Below are 21,381 nucleotides of genomic sequence, written 5' to 3'. Positions count from 1 at the left end.
TGCGGCCATGAAGCTGCTATATTTGGTGCTGAACCACGCGGCCGAGGAATGGAAACGACCGCCGCGCGAATGGTTCGAGGCCAAGACCCAGTTCGCCGTCGTCTTCGGCGAAAGGTTCGTCAGCCAATGACGAAACCGGCCTCGCGCACAGAATTCCTGACAGTTCCATGCGCGCGGCGCATCCGTCACTATGGACTGCTCGCCGGCTCCGCCCGCAAAGCCAGCCTCGCACTCGTGCGCGAACTGCTGAACGTCGCTCCGCCACCCGAAGACAACCCTTCAGCATAACCGGCTGACGTTCGCCCGCCTTGCCCTTGCTGCGGCGGGCGCATGGTGGTCATCGAGAGGTTCGAACGGTGGTGCCAGCCTCGTGCGCCGCCAACCTCACGAGCGCCGAACCGGGAGAACACCTCATGACCCGGCATGACCAAGTTGCTCGTACGACCGCGCCACGCCGGCGACGGTCAACGGGATGTTATGTGCACATGGCCGTCGAGCCGGTCGTCACGCACACCAATCCCGTCGGAATCAACGCTCCAGGCTCTGCGACCGGGCCCGGAAGCCGCTTCCACGCCATGCCCACCGCATCCTATGCGGAAGTTCGCGACAGACCCAGGCACGCTCCGAAACACAAATCCCCATAGGCCGTCGTCTGCGGCCCGCGGGTTCCTGCATGAGAGACTTTCGTACGCCTGACGGCACCCGAAACCCTTCAGCATGTCGGTCATTCAGCCAGCCACTCCTGTCCTCCCGAAGCCGACATTAATAGTGCCCACACCACCGTCGAAATTGCGCCGAGAGGGGACGACACCATTAGGAGAAGTGGCATTGAGGCTCTACCTCAGTGTCGCCAGCAGGTGTTCGGCAGCCCCGACATCCGCCGTATTCAGGCTCTCCACAAAATACGCCGCAACCGACTGCAAGAGCTCGCGAGCGCTGTTGATCTCCCCGCGCCCGGCCATCAGCGTCGCCATGTCGATTGCGGTTCGCAACTCCCATGCCCGTGCGCGCTGACTTCGGCTCAACTCCAGTGCCTGCATGAGGTAGGCGGCAGCTTCATCACGGTTGCGCTCCGACTGGAGAAGGAGGCTTCCCTTCATCCGCAGCAACTCCGGGAGGTACAACTGGTCGCCGTTCTTTTCGACTTGACCAAGCGACTCGTCGATCAACGCAATGGCTTCATCAACCTGACCGATCGCGGATAGTCCCCTAACTAGCGAGAGGTTGAGCGGCGTCGTGAGCAATTCATAAGGCGCCGCGTGGAGCTTCCGAAGAGATGTCTGCAGGCCCTCGACGCCGCTTTTTGCATCGCCGTGACGGATCGCGACTTCGCTTTTGAAGCCCCGACCGACCAGCAGGTACGGAGTCATGGAATGGGATTCCGCGCGGGCGATGAGCATATCTATGTACGCCTCGGCGCTCTTCAGGTCACCGGTCCACAGGAAGACCGATATCGCCCAGATCAACGCGATCGCCAACGTTAGAGAATGATCCATGGCGGCAGCCTCTTCGACGGCCTGTCGGGCGTGTGCCATGGCTTGGTCCGGATGGCCTTGTAGCCAAAGGTTCCTCGCCAGGATGGCCCTGGCCAGGATTTTGCCTTCGAAGCCCAGATAGATCGTCGTGGTCCGCTGGGAGCGCGGCCCACGGTCGAGCGCCGCCTCCAGCTCTGCGCGGGCCTCCGCGAGGTCGCCTCGCAGGTGGAGCGAGATGCCCAGGATCGAGTGTGCCAGCGCGTTGACGACCGAGTCGTCCAAGGTCGCGGCTGTGGCTGAACAACGCCTTGCAAACTCAAGGGCGGTTGCGAAATTGCCCGTCCGCAGATGGAACATGTTGAGCGAACCCAACAGACGCACCCGGTCCAGCGGATCGCCGCGCTGCTCGGCGATCGCCAGGCTCCTCTCCAGAGCTACGCGCGCCCTGTCGCGTCCTCCCCGCATGAACATGAAGGACACGCCGAGGGCTGCCTGAAGATGCATCTCGTCAAGTCCGCCAAGGGCGGCATCGTCGAAAGCGAATATTGCTCTTTCAGACCAGCGATGACACTCCGGCAACAAGGACATTGCCAGGAAAACCGGCGCGACAGCGCTGGCGAGTCCGACGCCGATGTTGGCGTTTCCGCTGTCGCCGAAGCACCATTCCAGGGCAGCCCGGACATTGTTGATGGCGGCGAAGTGGGGCGCCCGCTCCTCACCGGTCGCCAGGCTTGGCCACTCGATCCCGGTCTGCTCCAGCCATCTCCGATAGTAGGCGGCGTGGCGCACTGCCAGATCGGCAGCCTCGGCGTCATCGATCCGGATGTCGAGAACGTAGGCGCGCGTCGTATCGAGGAGCCTGTAGCGCATCATTGCTCCAACCGGACGCGTCGCCACGATCGATTTGCCGACAAGACTGTCCATGGCGCCAAGGACGGTCGATCGGTCGAGGGTCGCGCTCGTCACGACCTCCAGGGCGGCATCGAGCGTGAAATGACCGACGAATACAGCGAGCCTGCGAAGCACCACGCGCTCAACGTCGGTCAGGAGCCCAAAGCTCCAGTCTAGTGTCGCCTGCAAGGTCTGCTGACGCGGCGGCGCTGTCCGTGAACCGAGCCACAGCAGTGTCAGGCGTTGATCGAGAAGCGCGGCTGTCTGCTGCAGCCCATAGGATTCGACACGTCTGGCCGCCAGTTCGATCGAGAGCGCCACCCCGTCAAGCTTTCGGCAGATGCTTGCGATGATCAAGGCCTCGGCGTCGCCGATGTCCAAACGAGCGCCACCTGCCACCGCTCGCTCGACGAACAGCTGGGTGGCCGGGAATGTCTGGACGATGGCCGCCGTTAGCCCCGGTTCGTCGGGCGGAAACGCAAGCGCATCCAACCGGCAGATATGTTCGCCCTCGACCCGAAGCGCCTCGCGGCTCGTCGCCAGGATGTAGACCTGTGACGCCGCATCGACGATGCTCGAGGCCAGAGGCGCCACCGCATCCACGAGATGCTCACAGGTATCGAGGATCAACAGAATCCGCTTGTTGCGCAAGTAAGCGATCAGGTTGGGCGTCGCATCCTCTGTTTGAACCGTTAGTCCAAGCATCGAGGCGACGGCTGTCGTCACCAGACCGGGATCGCCGATCATTCCCAGATCGACGAACAAGACCGCCCCTGAAAATGCTTCGATCAGGTGATGCCCGACTGCGATCGCGACGGTGGTTTTGCCGACGCCACCGGCGCCAACGATGGTGACGAACCGCGAAGCATTCAGCTGCACCGACAGCTTAAGAACATCCTCGTCCCGTCCGACCATCCGGCTCAAGCGGTTTGGAAGATTCGCGTGCGGAAACTCAGCGGCAATGAATAGGGCTTCGTCGCGTGGGCTGTTTAATCGCAAAACCGGCGCAACGAAGCAATAGCCCCGCCCCGGAAGCGTCGCGATGTACCGCGCGCCATCCTTTCCATCGCCCAGCGCCCTGCGCAGTCCGGTCATGTGGAACCGCAGGCTGCCTTCCTCGACGACGACATCCGGCCAAACCCGCGACATTAGATCTTTCTTGCTGACGACTTCATTCGGTGCAGAGGTCAGGACTATGAGAATGTCGATGGCGCGCGAACCCAGCTCTACGGGAGCGCCTTCTCTTGTCAGGAGCCTTTCACCCGCAGCAAAATGGAAAGGGCCAAACGACAATCTGTCTTTGGCTTGTATTCCCGTTTTCGTCATGGCGTCTTCTTTTGGAGCCGCCTGCACCCAGCGCCGCAGTTTAAGTCAAGGAGCGCTCCTGCACCATAGGGAGTCTCACAGTCTAGGCGCCTCCTATCTGCTCAAAAAAGCGGCAGGCTGGCAGCGGCTAACACAAGCTCACGACGCATAACGGGCTAATCCCGCCTCCTGGGCGTAGTTCAAGCTACGTAGATAGATCGCAAACCCATCAACCCAGGAGAGACCCATGGAGACGACCAGAACCTCCGAAGCAATCGACCAGGATCGCCGGCGACTTTTGGGCACTGCGGCGGCCGGCATCGCCGCCGCCGGCGCGGCAAGCCTGCTCCCGTCGCAATTGGCCGCCGCATCCACGAGCGATGCCATCCGCCCTTTCTCCGTCAGTTTCCCGCAGGAGGAGATCAATGAGCTTCGCCGGCGCATCGCCGCCACGCGCTGGCCCGAGCGCGAACTCGTCTCCGACGAGGCGTCCCGGCGGATCTGGTCGACCCCTGCAACTGTAGGGCCAACGCAGGGCGTGCAACTCGCCACAATGCAGAAGCTCATGCAGTACTGGGGAACGGAATACGATTGGAGCAAGTGCGAGGCGCAGTTGAAGGCGCTGCCGAATTTCGTCACCGAGATCGATGGGCTCGACATCCACTTCATCCATGTGAAGTCTAAGCATCAGGGCGCCCTGCCTGTCATCATCACGCACGGCTGGCCCGGTTCGGTCATCGAACTCTTGAAGATCATCGACCCGTTGACCAATCCCACTGCGCACGGAGGTACGGAGGCGGAGGCGTTCGACGTGGTGATCCCGTCGATGCCGGGCTACGGCTTTTCCGGCAAGCCCACCGAAACCGGTTGGGATCCGGGGCGCATCGCGCGGGCGTGGATCGTGCTGATGAAACGCCTCGGGTACGACCGCTACGTCGCGCAGGGCGGCGATTGGGGAGCACTCATCACGGAACAGATGGCCCTGATCGCACCTCCCGAGCTGGTCGCCATCCACACGAATATGCCGGGGACCATTCCGCCGGAGATCGTGAAGGCGCTGGCCTCCGGCGGTCCGCCCCCCGCTGATCTTGGCCCCGACGAGAAGCGTGCCTACGAGCAGGTAGCGTTCTTCTACAAAAACGGCCTGGGCTACGCCAACGAGATGGCTCTTCGTCCGCAAACGCTCTACGGGATCGTCGATTCACCGGCCGGCCTGGCGGCGTGGATCCTCGATCACGATGCGGACAGTTATGCGCTGATCGCCCGCTCCTTCGATGGAGAGCCGGAGGGCCTTACCCGCGACGACATCCTCGACAACATCACGTTCTACTGGCTGACGAACACGGCGATCTCGTCGGCACGTCTCTATTGGGAACATACGCAAACGGCGAAGGCCGGCTTCTTCGACGCCAAGGGCATCACCATTCCCGTCGGTGCGACTGCGAACCCCAGTGAAATCTACACCGCACCGAAGAGTTGGACCGAACGCGCGTTCCCGAAGCTTCTGCACTATGGCCGCACGGACAAGGGCTGCCATTTCGCCGCCTGGGAGCAGCCGAAGAGTTTCACCGATGAGGTGCGCGCAACATTCAAGACGTTGCAGACATGACGTGTTGGCGGGGGATGGCGCGCCGGACGCTCGTCATCTTCCGCCCAGCGATAGCTGCGTAGCGAACCTCCGAAGGGAGCGACTGCAATGAACCCCCTCATCAAGACGCTCACCGCACTCGCGGTTTGCACCGTGCTCGCCACGGGCGCGTTTGCCCAGAGCACGGTCGTTCCCATCGACAACGAGCCCGCACCCAAGCTGATCGTGGAGCCGCCGCTTCCGGGTCCGTTGGCCAGCGGCGTCGTGTTCATCCCGTACCGGATGGAGAACTTGCGCATCCTGCCTGTGGGCGGGGCGGCCGCGCGCAACGTGTCTCCGCGGGTCGGGCATCTGCACGTCACCGTCGACGACCTGCCTTGGGCGTGGGCGGACTACGGTCAGAGCAACACCATCATCTTGGTTGGCATGCCAAGCGGCCAGCACAAGGTGCTGATCGAGGTGGTGGATCCCGAAGGCAAAGTCTTCACCAAACAAACGGTGACGTTCCACACTCCGGACAAGAAGGTGCAGCCATGAGGCTCGACCAACTGGCGGCCGTGCTGGCATTCGGGCTTTGCATCCTTTCCGCGCCCGCCTCCGCCAACCCGGTCGAGGATCGCTCGATCCGGCCCTTCAAAGTCTATGTGCCGCAAGCGCCGCTCGATGATCTTCGCAGTCGCATTGCGCAGACAAGGTGGCCCGACCGGGAGATGGTCGATGACCAGTCGCAGGGCATACAGCTCGCGAAGATCAGGCCGCTCGTCGAGTATTGGGGCACGGCCTACGACTGGCGGACAGCGGAAGCGAAGCTGAATTCCCTGCCCCAGTTCATGACCACGATCGACGGAGTGGACATCCACTTCATTCACGTTCGCTCGAAACATCCCAATGCCCTGCCGCTGATCATGACGCATGGCTGGCCCGGCTCGGTGCTGGAACTGCTCAAGACCGTCGGCCCTCTCACCGATCCCACGGCGCATGGCGGTAGCCCGGAAGACGCGTTCGACCTCGTACTGCCGTCGTTGCCGGGTTTCGGCTTCTCCGGCAAACCCACAGATACCGGCTGGGGTACAGACCGCATTGCACGAGCCTGGGCAGAGCTGATCAAGCGCCTTGGCTACACAGATTACGTCGCCCAGGGCGGCGACTGGGGCTCTCCCGTTTCGAATGCAATGGGACGTCTGGCCCCGGCAGGCCTGCTCGGCATTCATGTCAACCTGCCGGCTGTCGTACCGCCAGAGATTGCCGCGGTGCTCGCCGCCGGCGGACCGGCGCCGGCGGGGCTCATGGATAAGGAGCGCGCGGCGTTCGATGCGCTCAGCATGGCCGCCAAGATGGGGAACAGATCCTACGCCACGATGATGGGCACCCGGCCCCAGACGATCGGTTACGCCATCAATGACTCCCCCGCAGGGCTCGCCGCTTGGATGCTCGGGCATCCGGGCTTTTCGGGCTGGACCTACGACAAAAGCGACCCCGAAAAGTCGCCTGACGAGGTGCTGGACGATATCACGCTGTACTGGCTGACGGACACCGCCACCTCGTCCGGGCGAATTTACTGGGAGTACGGCGGCGGGCGCAGTCCCGTTTTTGCCGGCCCTGAAAAGACCAGCGAAGTCTCGCTGCCGGTGGCCATCACGGTCTTTCCGGGGGAAGGCTATCAGGCCCCCGAGACGTGGGCCCGGCGCGCCTACCCCAACCTGATCTACTTCCATGAGGTCGACAAAGGCGGCCACTTCGCCGCGTGGGAGCGGCCGGAGCTCTTTTCTGCCGAGTTGCGCGCCGCGTTCAGGCCGCTGCGGCAAACCAAATAACCACCTCACTCGAAAGGAACGACAAATGTATCAAACCATGAAAACGCCCCGTGACGAAAAGCACGAAACTGCGACCGGGACCCTCAAAAAGCAGGCGCTCGACATGAAGCTCGAGGTCGTGGTCATCCCCGTCTCGGACGTCGATCGCGCCAAGAGCTTTTATATCGGCCTGGGCTGGCGGCTCGACGGCGATTTCGTCGTCGGCGATACGTTCCGGGGTGTGCAGTTCACACCTCCGGGCTCGCCTGCCTCGATCCACTTCGGCACGGGGGTCACGACGGCGGAGCCCGGCTCGGCAAGCGGGCTTTATCTTGTCGTGTCGGACATCGAGGCGGCGTGCGCCGAGCTCATTGGCCACGGCGCCGAGGTCAGCGAGGCGTTTCACCGCACAGGTCCCGGCAAGCCGGCGGTCAAGGGGCGCGATCCCGAGCGGCGCAGCTACTCCTCGTTCGCGACGTTCAAGGACCCGGACGGCAACGAATGGCTGCTGCAGGAAATCACCACCCGCTTTCCCGGCCGGATCGACACCACGACCTACGCTTCCGGAGCGGATCTTGTTGCCGCGCTGCGACGCGCGTCGGAGGCCCACGGCGAGCACGAGAAGCGCAACGGCGGCCAGCGCGATGAGAACTGGCCGGACTGGTACGCGGAATACATGGTGGCTGAGCAGGCCGGCAAAGAGCTTCCGCTCTGAAGGATTCAGCGCGCAGCGCGCCGCTGAACCGTCTGGGCGGCGATATCGATCGAAACTGAAAAGGCGTCGTCGATGAAAGCAATTAAGCTGCTCGTCGCCGTGGCGCTCGCAATGGCAATCGGGGCTCCGATTGCCAGTTTTCTGGGAGACACGAATGTGGCTCAGCCGATACCCTCCGCACCGATGAGGGTTCCGTTCCTTCACGGACTTTCCTCCGACCAGTTCGAGAGTCAATCCGAGCTTGCTTCGCTTGGCGTGGCGCACGAGTGGATAAATTCGCCGCCGCTGACGGCGTCGGCTTTGCATGGCAAGGTCGTCCTCATCGATTTCTGGACCTACACCTGCGTCAACTGGCTGCGCACGCTTCCCTACGTTCAGGCCTGGGACGAGAAATACCGGAAGCATGGTTTGGTGGTGATCGGAATCCACGCGCCGGAGTTCTCGTTCGAAAAAGACCTGAACAACGTGCACCGGGCGGTGAAAGACCTGGGGATCGATTACCCGATCGCCGTCGACAACGACCATCTCATATGGCGGGCTTTCAGCAACCAGTACTGGCCGGCACTCTATTTCGTCGATTCGCGGGGACGCGTCCGGTATCACCACTTTGGCGAGGGCTCATACCAACAGTCGGAAATGGTCATCCAGGAATTGCTGACTGAGGCTGGCGCCGGCGGATTCGACCGTGAGCCTGTGTCGGTGGATGCCCGCGGCATCGAAGCCGCGGCCGATTGGGAGACCCTCAAGTCTCCGGAAAATTATCTCGGCTACGAACGCACCCAGAATTTTGCCTCCGGCGGTGAAGCGGTCTTGGACGCGCCGCACATCTACGACGTGCCGGCGCGACTACGCCTGAATGAGTGGGGGCTGTCTGGCAGTTGGACGGTAAGGAAAGAAACCGCCGTACTGAACAAGTCCGATGCCCGCATCGCGTACCGTTTTCACGCGCGCGACCTTCATCTGGTCATGGGTCCGGCAGCGCCGGGAACGTCTGTGAGATTTCGCGTGCTGATCGACGGGCAGCCGCCAGGCACGGCTCACGGCATCGACGTCAATGAAATGGGCGAAGGCGCAGTGACAGAGCAGCGCCTGTACCAACTGATCCGACAATCGAAACCCATCGTCGATCGCCAGTTCGAGATCGAGTTTCTCGACTCAGGCGTGGAGGTCTTTGCATTCACGTTCGGCTGATCGCCCGCGCAAGGATAGAGGTTCCCAAATGCATTCGCTCAATATCCCCGATGAAATCGACCAAGATCGCCGTCGGTTCTTTGGCGCCGCCGCGATGGCTGTCGCCGCCACTCAGTTCGGCCTAATCGGCCCGGCACAAGCGCAACAGACGACTGGAGAGCCTGCGGCGTCCTTTGGGCCCTTGAAGCGGATCGAGGCCGGCGTGCTGAGCGTCGGCTATGCGGAACTTGGACGGACCGACGGCCCGCCTGTCATCCTGCTACATGGCTGGCCGTATGACATCCACACCTATGCCGATGTCGCTCCTCTGCTGGCAGCGAAAGGCCACCGCGTGATTGTTCCCTACCTGCGCGGATACGGCACGACCCGATTCCTGTTGGACGACACGATGCGCAACGGTCAGCAGTCAGCGATTGCCGCGGACATTGTCGCCCTGATGGACGCACTGGGCATCGAAAAGGCGACGATTGGCGGCTGCGACTGGGGCGCGCGCACCGCGAACATCATTGCCGCACTATGGCCTGAACGCTGCAAGGCGATGGTCTCGGTGAGCGGCTACCTCATCGGCAACCAGCAAGCCGGCAAGCTGCCGCTGCCACCCAAGGCCGAGCTGCAATGGTGGTATCAATATTACTTCGCCACCGATCGCGGCCGCGCCGGCTACGAGAAATACACACGAGATTTCACCAGGCTGATCTGGCAACTCGCGTCGCCGCGGTGGAATTTCGACGATGCCACATTCGAGCGCAGCGCCGCAGCCTTCGACAATCCCGATCACGTGGCCATTGTGGTCCACAATTATCGCTGGCGGCTCGGACTCGCCGCCGGCGAGCAGCAATACGACGCGTTCGAGGAGCGACTCGCGCAGGCACCGGTCATCGGCGTGCCGACGATCACCCTCGAAGGCGACGCCAATGGCGCGCCGCATCCGGACGCCAGCGTATACGCCACGATGTTCCCGGGCAGATACGCGCATCGGGTCGTCACCGGCGGCATCGGGCACAACCTGCCCCAGGAAGCGCCGCAGGCCTTTGCCGATGCCGTTGTCGAAGTCGACGCCTGATCGAGTTCGCGGCAACCGCCGAAGCGGCGGTTACCGCTACCAGCAAAGAATGCCCATGAGCCACATCACAAGGGTTGTCTATACGGCCAGGACCGCAACCACGGGCAGTCGCGAAAATGGCGCCTCGCGCAGTTCCGACGGTCTTCTGGACATCTGGCTATCGACGCCTGGATCGGCGCGCATCGGCACCAATCCGGAGCAGTTGCTCGCGGCCGGCTGGTCGGCCAGCTTCGCAAGCGCAATCGCATCTGCGGCCCACGAACGAAAAATCGCGCTGCCTGCAGGGATGAGCATCGAGGCCGAGGTGAATCTGAACTACGGAGAAAACGGCCACTTTCTTAGCGTCCAACTGGATATTGCCGTGCCGAGTCTGGAGCGCGATGTGGTACAAATTCTGGTGGATGAAGCGCACGAGATTTGTCCTTACTCCAAAGCGACACGGGGCAACATCGATGTCGTAATGAGGATCGTCTGATTTGACCTAAATCGCTCTTCGGCGTTGAAGCTTTTGGCACCTCGCTCCCAGTCTGTTCAGGGTCAGATGATGATCATGCCCACATCGACGTGAATGTCCGCTTTCGATATCCACGGGCTCGAAGCGGCCGATCCGTTGTCGGCCCATTCCTGACATAATCGCCACTGCTCAGAAAATCACTTGCTCAGCCGGCTTCCACCATAGGGATACTCACTTGAGCGTTTGACCCTGAGTTCTTCGTTCGCTAGCGGGAGCCTCGCGCGGCGTCACAACCATCAACCTTCGGCGACAGCGCCCGCCAGTGCCGCGGCGATTCGCGGCTCACGTCTCCCTTTTGCGCCGAGCTTGTTCTATGGCTGCCCGAGAGGCTGCGCCTCCCCCGCCTCGCATTCCGGCAGCCGCACAGGTTTGGCGAGTTTTGCCAGCGACCCGGTCTTGGCGCACGCCGGGAAGCCGGCTAGCGGCATTGTCTCGATGAAACGACCGCGCTCCGTCTTGCTCAAGCTGAATTCATTGACCATGCCCTCGACGGTCAGGTCCGGATACCGTTTAAGGGTTTCCCGGACCGAAGCATTCGCCTCATCGATTCGACCCAGAGCCGCAAAGGAGCTGCTACGCACCACCCAACCCCCTTTGCCGTAGTTATCGGGCGTCTTGCGCTCCAGCATCTTCAAGGCGTCCTCATAGCGACCAGCCATAAAATAGGCAGTGGAGTAGAAAGCAGTTGCCCACATCGGGTAATTCGGGTCGAGCCGTATAACTTGGTCGACCAACTGAGCGCCGCGTTCGGGTTCGTCGAAGCCTGCCGCAAAGCCGGAATAGAATGTCAGGATTTCGGCCGAACCCGGAGCGAGGCGGAGGGCCGTGTCCAGCTCGACCTTGGCGCGGGCGTTGTCGCCCTTGTCTTTGAGGCTCATGCCAAAAACGGCGTGCGCCTCGGCGTCGCTCGGATCGAGCCGCACCGCGCGTTCAGCTACATCGGCAGCCGCCTTGATCTCGCTCTCGGGATTGATACCGAAGCCAGCCAATATGTTATGAGCATGATAAAGTTCCACCCAGGCGCGGGCGAACCCCGGGTCCAGCTCGACAGCGAGGTTGAGCAGCCTGATGGCCTCCTCCTCATCCGCTACGGTAATCTTTTCAATCCTTTCGGTTCCGAGCAGGTAGTAATCATAGACAGTCAAGTTGTCCGGCCGTTTACGCTTCGCTGCAGCCCGCCCCGCGCCTTGAATCAGCCCCACGCCGTTGCCGAGGCGGTTGGTGACCTGCTCGGCGATCTCGGTTTGAACGGCGAATACGTCTTCAGCAGGCCGGTCCCATCGCTCCGACCACAGATGGTTGCCGGTTTTTGCATCGATCAGCTGCGCGGTGATCCGCAGCCGACCGCCCAGGCGCTGGATCGAGCCTTCCAGCACATAGCCGACGTCGAGCGCACTCGCGACCTGGCGGACATCCAGCGACTTGCCTTTGTACGCTTGCGTCGAATTGCGTGCCACGACGTCGAGTTCGGGAAACTGCGCGAGATCGGTGATGATGTCTTCGGTGAGGCCATCGGCCAAACGCCCGGTGGCCTCGTCGCCGCCATAATTATTGAAGGGCAGCACCGCGATCGACGGCTTGGCCCCCAGTGGCGCAGGCTGAAAGACCCACCATGTCCCTCCACCCGCCAGAGCCAGCACCACGATGGCCGCCGCAGCCGTCCTGGCCCAGCGCGGCATCATTCCGAGAAGCGGGCGGCGCGCCGGCTTGCCATCGAGCCTCAGCCGGTACATCCGCACGGGGCGATTGATATTCTTGACTTGCTGCTCGCCAGCGAAATCGAGGGGCCAATCAAGCTTGCCCTGCAGATGGTCAAAGGCCGTGCCCGATACGATCACGCCGCCCGGGTCAGCGAGTTGCTGCAACCGAGCAGCGATATTGACGCCGTCGCCATACACATCGCCATCCACGAGCGCCACATCGCCAAGATTTATCCCGATGCGGAACACAATCCGCTCATGCTCCGGCAGTCCACCATTGCGAACGGCCACAGCTTTTTGAATTTCGGCTGCGCAGATTACCGCATCGACCACGCTGTCGAAGACGACAAGTGCGCCATCTCCTAATAGTTTGACAATTCGACCCTGGTGCAGAGCGATCGCCGTATCGGTTACGTCGGCCCGGATAGCTCTCAGGCGTCCGATGGTGCCAGCTTCGTCAATTTCGATCGCCGTTGAATAGCCGACCATATCCGCTGCAAGGATCGCCAGCAGTTTCCGGTTCAATGGAGGGACGATCATCATCCGGCCCCGGACCCAACATGGCTAAAATTGTACACCTATCGCGGCGCCCTGACGAGCCCGCCCGGCCAAAGCCAGGAGGTCGTCCATTAGCCCCGGTGGTCCGAAAGGTCGCTTCTGGCGCACAGCGGTCAGACGAGGCTGGACGCAAGGGCCGGCTATCTTGTCCAGTCATCTTGAAAGCTGACAGTCCGGTTCCGGCCCCTTCCAGGCATTCACAATGCCGGTCGATCGCCGATCTGACCGCCAGAGGCTGTTGACGTCGAAAACACATAAGCCGCTAGATGTTCCCCTTTTGTGCTTCCAAAGTCGCATAAACAGACAGTCTGGAACTGGCCTCTCGCGAGGGCCATCGACCGATCGCATCAGGTCGTATCTAAAGGCCGTAAGAAAAACCGGCAGTTTGCCAATCCTTGCTGCGACTGCGTGCCTCAAGCTCTGATCGGCGCATTGCCCGTCCGTTGTGCGGCAGCAGGAGTAGCCGAAGCTGGAGGGCAGCGCCGCGGAGTCAACGAGCGCTACTGTTATGACGGCAGGAACGAAGAAGCAGTCCTCATGGACCGATGCATGCTATGCATTGCTTCGATCACGCCCAGCACGTGCGGACATAGGCGAACTCCGGCGAAGAGTTTGACAGCGGAGATCAGCGCAAGATGTCCGACAGGCTCTCGGGCTTCTTCTCGCCAAGCGACAGATCAAGGCCCGACAGAAGGTCGATGAGATGACTTTGCATCAGGTCGGACGCGTTTTTTGCGTCGTGCTTTTCGATGGAATCAACGAGGGCGTGATGGGCGTGGCTTTCGCAGGTGGTGTCGCGGCGGCGCCAGTAGAGCGCGATGATCAGCGACGACCGCGACAACAGGTCCTTGACGAAGCCGGTCAGGATCGAATGGCCGGCGATTTCAGCGATGCCGACATGGAATTTTGCCGACAGCATTATGGCGTCGCTGTCGCGGCCGGCATGCAGGGCCTCGTGCTCTTTTTCGAGATGAAGCCGCAGTTGCGCGATCTCGGCCGGCTTTGCCACTTCGGCGGCAAGCGCCGCGACCTTGGGCTCGATCAGCGCTCGCGCTTCGAACACCTCGCGCGCTTCCTGCTTGGTCGGCTGGGCGACGAACGCGCCGCGGTTCGGCTCGAGCCGAGCCAAGCGGTCATGCGACAGCGCCTGCAGCGCCGCGCGTATCACCGCGCGGCTCACCGAATAGATCGAGGCGAGCTCGTCCTCGGGCAGCTTTGTGCCCGGTGCGAGGCGGTGGCTGACGATGGCGTCGCGCAGGCCGGCATAGACCGGAAACCAGCGCATCGTCGGCTTGTCGCCATCCCGTGTCTTTGGTCCAAGCAGGTCCATCGTCTCATTGTCCCGGCGGCCGGATCGCATAGCGGCGCGAACACCGCGTTTCCGGCCGGACATCGAACATCCTGTGTGGGAATGTCAACAATTTTGCACGCATCAGGATACACGGCCGGAGGGCGAAAAGGACGCAAAGATTCCGGCGAAGGACTTTTCGAGTGGAACCTGGTAGCCGCCGCGCTTCGAGGTCGACAGGCCAAGGCTGACGAGGCTCTCGCAGAGTTGTACCGCGCAGGCGACGCCGTCGAGCACAGGAAGGCCATGTTCGCGGCTGAGCGCGGCGGCGAGGTCGGCCATGCCGGCGCATCCCAGCACAATCGCTTCGGCCCGGTCGTCGCGGATGGCGCGCTCGATCTCCTCCGAAATTCGATGGCGGGCGTTGGAGCCGGGCACTTCGAGCTCCAGAACGGGAACGTCGCTTGCCCGCACCCTAGCGCAGCGGCTGGCGAGGCCGTAGCGCACCAGATTGTGCTCGATCGCCGGCACCGAACGCGACAGCGTCGTCACCACGCTGAACTTGCCGGCAATTAGGCTTGCCATGTGAAACGCCGCTTCGCCGATGCCGACCACCGGCATCTCGCCGACGCAGCGTACTGCGTCGAGGCCGGTGTCGTCGAAGCAGGCGATGACGCAGGCGCTCGCCGCCGGATATCTCTGGATCTCGCCGATCATTCCCGGGATGGCGAAGACCTCGTCGAAATAGCCTTCGACGCTCGGCGGCCCGTCCTTCGGATTGACGGCGATGATCCTGGTGCCGGCCGAAGCCGCGCCGCGCGCCGCCTCGCTGATCTTTTCGGTCATGGACGCAGTGGTGTTGGGATTGACGACGAGTATGTCCATTTGCGCTTTCATATTTCGCCGCCGAGATAGAGTTTCTTGACCCGGTCGTCGCCAAGCAGCTCAGCCGAATGTCCGGCCAGCGCGATCTTTCCGGTCGTCAGTGCGTAGGCGCGCTGCGAGATGCGCAGCGCCATGCGCGAATTCTGCTCGACCAAGAGAACGCTGACCTTTTCGTCGCGATTGATCGCCACGATGGAGCGGGCGATGTCCTGGACGAGCTTCGGCGCGACGCCGAGCGAGGGTTCATCGAGCAGCAGAAGCTTCGGTTTGGCCATCAGCGCCCGCCCGATCACCAGCATCTGCTGTTCGCCGCCGCTCATCGTGCCCGCCGTCTGGGAATAGCGTTCCTTCAGGCGCGGAAAGCGCGCGAGCACCATGTCCAGCGTCCTGGCGATTTCGGCCTTGTCGGTGCGGGTGAAGGCGCCCATCATCAGATTGTCGCGCACCGTCATGTAGGAAAAGACGCGCCGACCCTCCGGCACCATGGCGATGCCCATCCTGACCAGCTCGTCCGGGCGCGTTCCGTCGATGCGGTGGCCCCGGAAATGAATCTCGCCGCTGCGGACTTTCTTCAGGCCGGTGATGGCGCGCAGGATCGAGGATTTGCCCGCGCCGTTCGCGCCGATCAGCGCGACGGTCTCGCCCTCGTTGACGTTGAGCGACACGCCCTTCAGTGCATAGACATGGTCGTAGTAGAGTTCGATGTCGGAGACTTTCAGCAGTTCGCTCATGGCTAAAATCCGATCGTCTCATCTTCGACGCCGAGATAGGCCTCGATGACCTTTTCGTTCTCCTGGATTTCCTTCGGCGTTCCCTCGGCGATTTTCACACCGAAGTTCAGGACGACGATGCGGTCGGAAATGTTCATGACGGCGGGCATATCATGCTCGACCAGCAGGACAGTCACGCCGCGCTTCCGCACGCCGCGCACCATCTCCACCGCGCGCACGGTTTCGTCATGGTTCATGCCGGCGAAGGGCTCGTCGAGCAGAAGCACGGTCGGGTTGGTAGCGAGCCCGATGGCAATCCCGAGCGCGCGCAGATGGCCGTGCGGCAGCGTGCTGGCGATCTCATGCCGTTGCGTGCCGAGATCGAGGAAGTCGATGATCTCGTCGGCCGAGCGGCCGAATTCATCCTCGTCGCGCCGTGCGGTGTTCGTGCCGAGATAGAAGCCGGCAAGGCTGGCATTGGAACGCAGGTGATGCGCGATGATGACATTGTCGCGCACCGTCATGCCCTTGAAGATCGTCGTCTCCTGGAACGTGCGCACCACGCCCTTCCGGGCGACGATATGCGGCGCCAGGCCTGAAATCCGCTCTCCCCGGAATAGCACTTCGCCCGAGGTCGGATTGAGGAAAGAGGAAATCAACTTGAACAGCGTCGACTTGCCGGCGCCGTTGGGGCCGATGACGGAGAGGATTTCGCGTTCGCGGACCGCGAAGGAAACATTGTTGACCGCGACCAGCCCGCCGAAGCGTTTGGTCACTGCCTTGATCTGGAGAAGCTCAGTCATGGTCCTAGCCCTGCTTCTTGCCGAACAGCCTGAGGCTGAGCAGGCCGTTGGGAAGGAACAGCATCAGCGCGATCAGCACCGAAGAGAAGATCAGCAACTGGAACTCGCCGGTCTCGAACAGGAAATCCCAGCCGAAATAGAGCACGAAGGTGCCGATCATCGGCCCGAAGACGTGGCCGAGCCCGCCGAGGAAGCAGTTCAGCATGAAGTTCACCGAGTCGGTGACGGTGAAGCTCGACGGATAGATCGACTGCGAGATGGCGACGAACATCGCACCGCCGAGACCGCCGAGGAATGAGGAGATGGCGTAGGCGATAACGCGCAGATAGGCGATGTTGACGCCGATCGAGGAGGCCAGTTCCTCGTTCTGCTGCAACGACTGGCAGAGTTTGCCAATGCGCGAATGGACTAGGCGGTAGAGCGCCGCAAAGCACAGCACCATCAGCACAACCGACACCAGATAGAAGGCGGGACGCGGATTGGGGAGCGCCGCGAAATCTGGAAGGATGGTCAGCCCGAAGATCGAGATGCCGCCGGGGAGCGGAATGCTGACCATGCCCTTGGCTCCGTTGGTGATCGGCAGCGCCAGCGCGAGCAGCCGCGCCACTTCGGTCAAAACCAGCGTGACCATGGCGAAATAAACGCCGCGAAGTCTGAGGATGGGCAGTCCGATCAGCACGCTTGCAGCGGCGCAGAATAGCCCAGCCAGCGGCAGTGTCAGCCAGAACGACACACCGTACTGGACGACAAGAATGGCCGAAACATAGCCGCCCATAAGCGCGAAGGCGCCCTGGCCGATATTTATGCGGCCGATGTAGAAAGTCACCCACACCCCGGCGCTGGCGATGCTGAGCAGCGCGACCGAGGTCAGCGTGTAGTAGAGGTCGAGCCGACCGGTCGCCTCAATCAGCCAGGGCACGCCGACGAGTACGACCAGCAGGAAGACAGCGACGACGAGGATGTTGCGTGTACGCTTCATGTCCATCATCCCCACGGCTTGCCCATGAGCCCGTTCGGGCGGATGCTCAGGAACACCATCAGCGCGGCGAAGATGACGAGATAAGTGACGTCGCCATATTGGCGTAGCACCGTCAGGCCGACCGATTCCATCATGCCGAGGATGAAGCCGCCGGCGATCGCTCCGCTGACCACGCCGGCCCCGCCGATCATCACCATCAAGAACGCCTTGATCGAGATCGGCCCGCCGATGCCCGAATTGACGCCGGTGATGGCGACCAGCAGCCCCCCGACTATGCCGGCAAGCATGGCGCCGAGCGCAAAGCCGATCATCGAATAGCGGTCGACCTCGACGCCCATCAGCTGCGCCGCGACCCGGTCCTGCGCCAGCGCCCGCATGGCGCGTCCCGGCTTGCTGTACTGCATGAAAAGCACGAAGGAGGCGATGAACAGTATGGCGAGTGCGCCGACCAGCAGCCGGTCGTAAGGCATTATGAGGCTGTCGGAGACGAAGACGCCTTTGACGATCTTCGGCACGCCGCGCTGCTTTTCGCCGAACAGGAGGAGGATCACGGCGTCGAGGAAGAATGCGACCGCCGCCGCGAGAAGCATCGTACTTTCCTCCCGCACGCTTCGCTTAATCACCGTCCTGAAAAGGAATTTCTCGACAAGCGCTCCAATGACCAGCAGCGTGACCCCGGACGCGACGAGCGCGACGACGAAAGGCATGCCGAGCTGGCCATAGACGGTGTAGGTGACGAAGCCGCCGAGAACGTACATCTGCCCATGGGCAAAGTTAAGCACGTTCATTAGCGCGAAGATCAGGGTCAGACCGAGCGCGATCAAGGCGTATTGCGCGCCAAGATAAAGCCCGTTGGCGATGACTTGTTCCATCAGGATGGTTCCGGCCGTTCAGAGGCTGAAGACGAATGCTCGAGTCTCTGCGGCAATCCGCTTCAGTGCAGTTGCGTCAATCGACTTGAGCGACGAAGAGCGTCTCGAACTTGCCGTCGCGGTATTCCGTGACCACCATCGGGACCGAAAGCTGGCGCTTCTGGCCAAACGACGTCATTCCGACATAGGTCAGCTTGGCATCGTCCTTCAGATAGGGATTGGGCGCCGAGAAAGTGTCGATCGTCTTCTTGAACTCCTCGACATTGTCGATCGCGGCCGGGTTCGCCTTCAGCGTCTCGATGATGTATTCGAGCGCGTAGACCTTGGTGTTGGACTCGTCATTGTATTCGCCGAACATTTTCGTATAGCGTTCGACGAACTCCTTCATCGTGTCGGACGCGATTTCGGGCGTCGATGCGCCGCCGACCGAGATGAAGCCGTTGGCCAACTCGCCCGCGCCCTCTTCCAACACCTTGGCATCCTGCGCCGTTTCGGTGGAGATCAGGCCTTCGTAGCCGAGCTCGCGCGCGGCGCGGATCAGCAGCGGCGCATTGCCCGGCGCGACGCCCGAAAGCACCAGCAGGTCCGGTTTTTGCAAAACGATCGGCGTCAGTACCGGCGTGAAATCGCGGGTATCGTTTTGGTAGACATCCGTGGCAGCCACAACCTCGAGCCCGAGCGCCTTTGCCGCGGCAACACCGCCATCCCGCTGGCTCAGCGGATCGGATTCGTTGGCGGCGACAAAGGCAACTTTTTTCACGCCCCTGTTTTCCATGAGATATTTGTAGATCGCCGGAGCCGACTGGTAGTTGGCGATCATGCCGAGCACGGCGTTGGACGCCGGCGGGGTGTAGAGTTCCTTCGGGAATGCGTAGGGAAAATAGATGATGCCCTTGGATTCTGCCACGGGACGCACCGCCGCCGCGCCGTCGTCGACATTCGGACCGACGACATAGTGGATGCCCTCCTGGGCCATCTTCTCCATGCCAGCGATCGCCCGCTTCGGGTCCTTCTGGTCGTCGAAGGTGACGATTTTGATGTCATAGGTCTCGTCACCAATCTTCACACCGCCGGTTTCGTTGATCCAGGCGGCGCGCGTCTGCATCGAGCGGACGTTGGATGTGCCCCACGCAGCGGCCGCGCCACTCGTCACGCCGACAAAGCCGATCTTGAGTTCCTTGTTGGCGGCGTGCACCGCGATTGTGCCGCCGGCCATGATTGCCAGCGCGGAGACGGCGCCGCGCGCCGCGGATGTGATTATTGAACGTCTGTTGATCATTGTTCTTTCCCCTTTGGAGGCCGCGCATTGTTGCGACAGAACTCGACCGATACGCGGACTTTTGTGAGTGAAGGCTCAAATCAATCACCTGTCAACAAAACTTTCTCAGATTGTTGACAATCTTGTGAGCGGCCGTAGACGAAGAACGTAGGACCGATCGCGGTGCTTTGCTCGAGAGGTTCGTGGTGTCGGAATTCCTGAAGCTCGCATGGTGGTCAGAGCGACGGGTGTCTTTCTCACACTACCGGACCAAGGATCAGGACGAGGTCGGCGTCGTGATCGAGGATCGACGCGGTCGGGTCGTCGGTATCGAGGTGAAGGCCTCCGCAAACGGTTCCGCAGGACTTTCGGGGATTGCACCAGTTGCAGGAAGGAGTCCGCGATCGTTTTGTGCGCGGGCTGGTGCTGCACGACCATCACCGTGTGACGCCGTTCGGCCAAATAATTGCAAGCGGCACCGCTGTCGGTTCTGTGTTCGATGTAAAGTTGCATAAAATGCGGTCTGGAACTTGGGTCGCGAGGTGGTCTAAATAATCCCAGATCGATACGAGCCGAGCCTTCATTGGTGGCGGTGATTTCTGGCAACTTCGCCACCCCCCGTAAGCCATCTTGCATCGAACCAGCGGTCCGCCGGCCCGTCATAGGGCAGCCGCGTGACATCCCAGTGGCTGACGAAGCGCGCGTAGGCGTCCCAGACCGGTGGACCGCCGCCGATGAAGACGACACGGCCGGCAAAGCGCTTGAGCGTGTCCTCGGGATCCATACTGGAGCGAACGACGACAAGTTCCCGATCCGCGCGAGCAAAATCCGGAACGCTCGCGATCGTCTTGGGACCGGCGAGCAAGACGTGTCCTCTCGTGACGTCGAAAAACCGTGCAACGTCGGCTACGAACTCCGGCGAGCCGAAGCGATATTGGCAAACTGAAACGTCAGAGCGGGCATCGAGCAGATGCCCGCCACCAAGGGTACGGATGCACGCAAGGGACCGAAGAAGCGCCGGCGACCCCCCACCGCTCGAAGAACAGGAGAGGGGCCAATAGTGCGAAACCCGCTTTCCAAGCCGTTTGCCGATCCAGAAGGACAGCCAGTCCCCCAGTGCCGCGCCAATGGCGGCGGCAAGCCATCACGAAATTCCGGTTCCTCTCAGCAGCGCCACGCGGGCTAACGCTGATTATCGTATGGCCGGCCTGCAGCGCGAATCGCGCTGCTGGCTCGCCCAGGTTCGGCCATCGTCAATCGCCAGATCACGCACGATCAGCACGGGATGGAGCCGGTGAACGACAGCGCAGGGTTCGGCGTCGTTTTGGCCTTCGGCCTATTGGTGCTCAATTGGCTGGCGATCCGCTATATCGATGTTGTCGCCTGGCTGGCGAGCTTCTGATGCGCACGCCGTTCCACCCCGGTGCGAGGAACGGGAGAGCACCAAGGACGGCGACGAAATAGCAGGGCGGTACAACCCGCCCCAACCGAAGCCGCGTTCTCGACGACATGGTTACTGTGACAAGACGAACAGGGTATAAGGCTATGAGGCAGCAGACTGGTTGAGGAGCGCCCCACCGTCATGAAGCCGATGAACGAAGAGCATCTCGCGGTTCTACGCAGGCACATGGTCGAGATGATTGCAATTCACACCGATCTTGCAAGCGAAGAACTTGGCAAGGCGGCGCTCGATGAGCGGGTATTGGCGGCGATGAGGCGGATACCGCGGCATCTCTTCGTGCCAGCATCAGTTGCGCCTTATGCCTACCAAGACATGCCGCTGCCGATCGGCT

At 61.8% G+C, this 21,381-nt stretch carries 17 protein-coding genes and 4 pseudogenes; 11 read left to right on the top strand and 10 right to left on the bottom strand.

Translation table 11 applies throughout. The features are described from left to right. Together NKH29_RS31295 and NKH29_RS31290 are read left to right on the top strand one after the other, a co-directional pair. Nucleotides 1–130, top strand: a pseudogene (locus NKH29_RS31295) (IS256 family transposase); the annotation flags it as partial. A gap of 47 nt (nt 131–177) precedes the next feature. After that, nucleotides 178–417, top strand: a pseudogene (locus tag NKH29_RS31290) (IS91 family transposase); the annotation flags it as partial. 419 nt (nt 418–836) lie between these two features. Here NKH29_RS31290 and NKH29_RS31285 read toward each other — a convergent pair. After that, nucleotides 837–3,692, bottom strand: coding sequence for an ATP-binding protein (locus NKH29_RS31285; RefSeq protein WP_352484985.1), 2,856 nt, complete (start codon nt 3,690–3,692; stop codon nt 837–839). Nucleotides 3,693–3,918: 226 nt separating this feature from the next. Here NKH29_RS31285 and NKH29_RS31280 point away from each other — a divergent pair, with 226 nt between their 5' ends. The 7 genes from NKH29_RS31280 (at nt 3,919) to NKH29_RS31250 (ending at nt 10,496) form a co-directional block, all read left to right on the top strand. Further along, entirely contained in the window at nt 3,919–5,280 is a 1,362-nt protein-coding gene (locus NKH29_RS31280; RefSeq protein WP_353001300.1) for an epoxide hydrolase family protein, read from the top strand. 87 nt (nt 5,281–5,367) lie between these two features. Further along, nucleotides 5,368–5,796, top strand: coding sequence for a DUF6130 family protein (locus tag NKH29_RS31275; RefSeq protein ID WP_352917688.1), 429 nt, complete (start codon nt 5,368–5,370; stop codon nt 5,794–5,796). Continuing rightward, nucleotides 5,793–7,073, top strand: a complete 1,281-nt coding sequence (locus NKH29_RS31270) for an epoxide hydrolase family protein (protein ID WP_353001299.1) — start codon at nt 5,793–5,795, stop codon at nt 7,071–7,073. The genes NKH29_RS31275 and NKH29_RS31270 overlap by 4 nt, the downstream gene beginning before the upstream one ends. A gap of 37 nt (nt 7,074–7,110) precedes the next feature. Next, nucleotides 7,111–7,767: a VOC family protein gene (locus tag NKH29_RS31265; RefSeq protein WP_352917809.1), complete on the top strand. Its 657-nt coding sequence runs from the start codon at nt 7,111–7,113 to the stop codon at nt 7,765–7,767. A gap of 72 nt (nt 7,768–7,839) precedes the next feature. Beyond that, complete coding sequence (locus NKH29_RS31260) at nt 7,840–8,958, top strand: redoxin domain-containing protein (RefSeq protein ID WP_353001298.1); 1,119 nt, start codon at nt 7,840–7,842, stop codon at nt 8,956–8,958. Between the two features lie 94 nt (nt 8,959–9,052). Further along, a complete protein-coding gene (locus tag NKH29_RS31255) occupies nt 9,053–10,021 on the top strand; it encodes an alpha/beta fold hydrolase (protein WP_502895824.1) in 969 nt (322 codons plus the stop codon). A 55-nt stretch (nt 10,022–10,076) separates the two neighbouring features. Then, nucleotides 10,077–10,496: an Ohr family peroxiredoxin gene (locus NKH29_RS31250; protein WP_031195077.1), complete on the top strand. Its 420-nt coding sequence runs from the start codon at nt 10,077–10,079 to the stop codon at nt 10,494–10,496. Between the two features lie 350 nt (nt 10,497–10,846). Here NKH29_RS31250 and NKH29_RS31245 read toward each other — a convergent pair whose 3' ends face one another. From NKH29_RS31245 to NKH29_RS31210, 8 genes are all read right to left on the bottom strand, one after another. Continuing rightward, nucleotides 10,847–12,775 carry an adenylate/guanylate cyclase domain-containing protein gene (locus NKH29_RS31245; RefSeq protein ID WP_352484987.1) on the bottom strand — a complete coding sequence of 643 codons (1,929 nt, stop codon included), beginning with the start codon at nt 12,773–12,775 and terminating at the stop codon, nt 10,847–10,849. 643 nt (nt 12,776–13,418) lie between these two features. Then, nucleotides 13,419–14,123: a GntR family transcriptional regulator gene (locus tag NKH29_RS31240; RefSeq protein WP_023722328.1), complete on the bottom strand. Its 705-nt coding sequence runs from the start codon at nt 14,121–14,123 to the stop codon at nt 13,419–13,421. 102 nt (nt 14,124–14,225) lie between these two features. After that, on the bottom strand, nt 14,226–14,966 hold the full coding sequence (locus tag NKH29_RS31235; RefSeq protein WP_352484980.1) for an aspartate/glutamate racemase family protein: 741 nt from the start codon (nt 14,964–14,966) through the stop codon (nt 14,226–14,228). A gap of 8 nt (nt 14,967–14,974) precedes the next feature. Further along, the gene (locus NKH29_RS31230) at nt 14,975–15,697 is read right to left on the bottom strand and encodes an ABC transporter ATP-binding protein (protein WP_023722330.1); all 723 of its coding nucleotides are present in this window, start codon (nt 15,695–15,697) and stop codon (nt 14,975–14,977) included. A gap of 2 nt (nt 15,698–15,699) precedes the next feature. Continuing rightward, the gene (locus tag NKH29_RS31225; RefSeq protein WP_352495644.1) at nt 15,700–16,479 is read right to left on the bottom strand and encodes an ABC transporter ATP-binding protein; all 780 of its coding nucleotides are present in this window, start codon (nt 16,477–16,479) and stop codon (nt 15,700–15,702) included. Nucleotides 16,480–16,483: 4 nt separating this feature from the next. Further along, nucleotides 16,484–17,458, bottom strand: coding sequence for a branched-chain amino acid ABC transporter permease (locus NKH29_RS31220; RefSeq protein ID WP_352495643.1), 975 nt, complete (start codon nt 17,456–17,458; stop codon nt 16,484–16,486). 5 nt (nt 17,459–17,463) lie between these two features. Continuing rightward, nucleotides 17,464–18,330 carry a branched-chain amino acid ABC transporter permease gene (locus NKH29_RS31215; protein WP_023722333.1) on the bottom strand — a complete coding sequence of 289 codons (867 nt, stop codon included), beginning with the start codon at nt 18,328–18,330 and terminating at the stop codon, nt 17,464–17,466. 76 nt (nt 18,331–18,406) lie between these two features. After that, complete coding sequence (locus NKH29_RS31210) at nt 18,407–19,609, bottom strand: ABC transporter substrate-binding protein (protein WP_353001297.1); 1,203 nt, start codon at nt 19,607–19,609, stop codon at nt 18,407–18,409. 182 nt (nt 19,610–19,791) lie between these two features. Between NKH29_RS31210 and NKH29_RS31205 the strand changes: the two genes are divergently transcribed. Beyond that, nucleotides 19,792–20,103 carry a DUF4143 domain-containing protein gene (locus tag NKH29_RS31205; RefSeq protein ID WP_353001296.1) on the top strand — a complete coding sequence of 104 codons (312 nt, stop codon included), beginning with the start codon at nt 19,792–19,794 and terminating at the stop codon, nt 20,101–20,103. A gap of 65 nt (nt 20,104–20,168) precedes the next feature. Here NKH29_RS31205 and NKH29_RS31200 read toward each other — a convergent pair. Next, a pseudogene (locus NKH29_RS31200) lies at nt 20,169–20,507 on the bottom strand (diacylglycerol kinase); the annotation flags it as partial. A 663-nt stretch (nt 20,508–21,170) separates the two neighbouring features. Here NKH29_RS31200 and NKH29_RS31195 point away from each other — a divergent pair. Next, a pseudogene (locus NKH29_RS31195) lies at nt 21,171–21,381 on the top strand (protein-L-isoaspartate(D-aspartate) O-methyltransferase); the annotation flags it as partial.

The sequence above is a fragment of the Mesorhizobium sp. M1295 genome (assembly GCF_040318135.1).
In the GTDB taxonomy this organism is placed as follows: domain Bacteria; phylum Pseudomonadota; class Alphaproteobacteria; order Rhizobiales; family Rhizobiaceae; genus Mesorhizobium.
Note: the sequence above shows the minus strand (reverse complement) of the source record. Positions and strands in the feature narration are given on the sequence as shown.

Bases quoted from the DNA above. Each gene is read 5' to 3' on its own strand.
- NKH29_RS31265 (WP_352917809.1), top strand. From the start codon at position 7,111: ATGAAAACGCCCCGTGACGAAAAGCACGAAACTGCGACCGGGACCCTC.
- NKH29_RS31270 (WP_353001299.1), top strand. From the start codon at position 5,793: ATGAGGCTCGACCAACTGGCGGCCGTGCTGGCATTCGGGCTTTGCATC.
- NKH29_RS31275 (WP_352917688.1), top strand. From the start codon at position 5,368: ATGAACCCCCTCATCAAGACGCTCACCGCACTCGCGGTTTGCACCGTG.
- NKH29_RS31260 (WP_353001298.1), top strand. From the start codon at position 7,840: ATGAAAGCAATTAAGCTGCTCGTCGCCGTGGCGCTCGCAATGGCAATC.
- NKH29_RS31240 (WP_023722328.1), bottom strand. From the start codon at position 14,123: ATGGACCTGCTTGGACCAAAGACACGGGATGGCGACAAGCCGACGATG.
- NKH29_RS31250 (WP_031195077.1), top strand. From the start codon at position 10,077: ATGAGCCACATCACAAGGGTTGTCTATACGGCCAGGACCGCAACCACG.
- NKH29_RS31245 (WP_352484987.1), bottom strand. From the start codon at position 12,775: ATGATCGTCCCTCCATTGAACCGGAAACTGCTGGCGATCCTTGCAGCG.
- NKH29_RS31255 (WP_502895824.1), top strand. From the start codon at position 9,053: ATGGCTGTCGCCGCCACTCAGTTCGGCCTAATCGGCCCGGCACAAGCG.
- NKH29_RS31210 (WP_353001297.1), bottom strand. From the start codon at position 19,609: ATGATCAACAGACGTTCAATAATCACATCCGCGGCGCGCGGCGCCGTC.
- NKH29_RS31215 (WP_023722333.1), bottom strand. From the start codon at position 18,330: ATGGAACAAGTCATCGCCAACGGGCTTTATCTTGGCGCGCAATACGCC.
- NKH29_RS31280 (WP_353001300.1), top strand. From the start codon at position 3,919: ATGGAGACGACCAGAACCTCCGAAGCAATCGACCAGGATCGCCGGCGA.
- NKH29_RS31235 (WP_352484980.1), bottom strand. From the start codon at position 14,966: ATGGACATACTCGTCGTCAATCCCAACACCACTGCGTCCATGACCGAA.
- NKH29_RS31285 (WP_352484985.1), bottom strand. From the start codon at position 3,692: ATGACGAAAACGGGAATACAAGCCAAAGACAGATTGTCGTTTGGCCCT.
- NKH29_RS31220 (WP_352495643.1), bottom strand. From the start codon at position 17,458: ATGAAGCGTACACGCAACATCCTCGTCGTCGCTGTCTTCCTGCTGGTC.
- NKH29_RS31230 (WP_023722330.1), bottom strand. From the start codon at position 15,697: ATGAGCGAACTGCTGAAAGTCTCCGACATCGAACTCTACTACGACCAT.
- NKH29_RS31225 (WP_352495644.1), bottom strand. From the start codon at position 16,479: ATGACTGAGCTTCTCCAGATCAAGGCAGTGACCAAACGCTTCGGCGGG.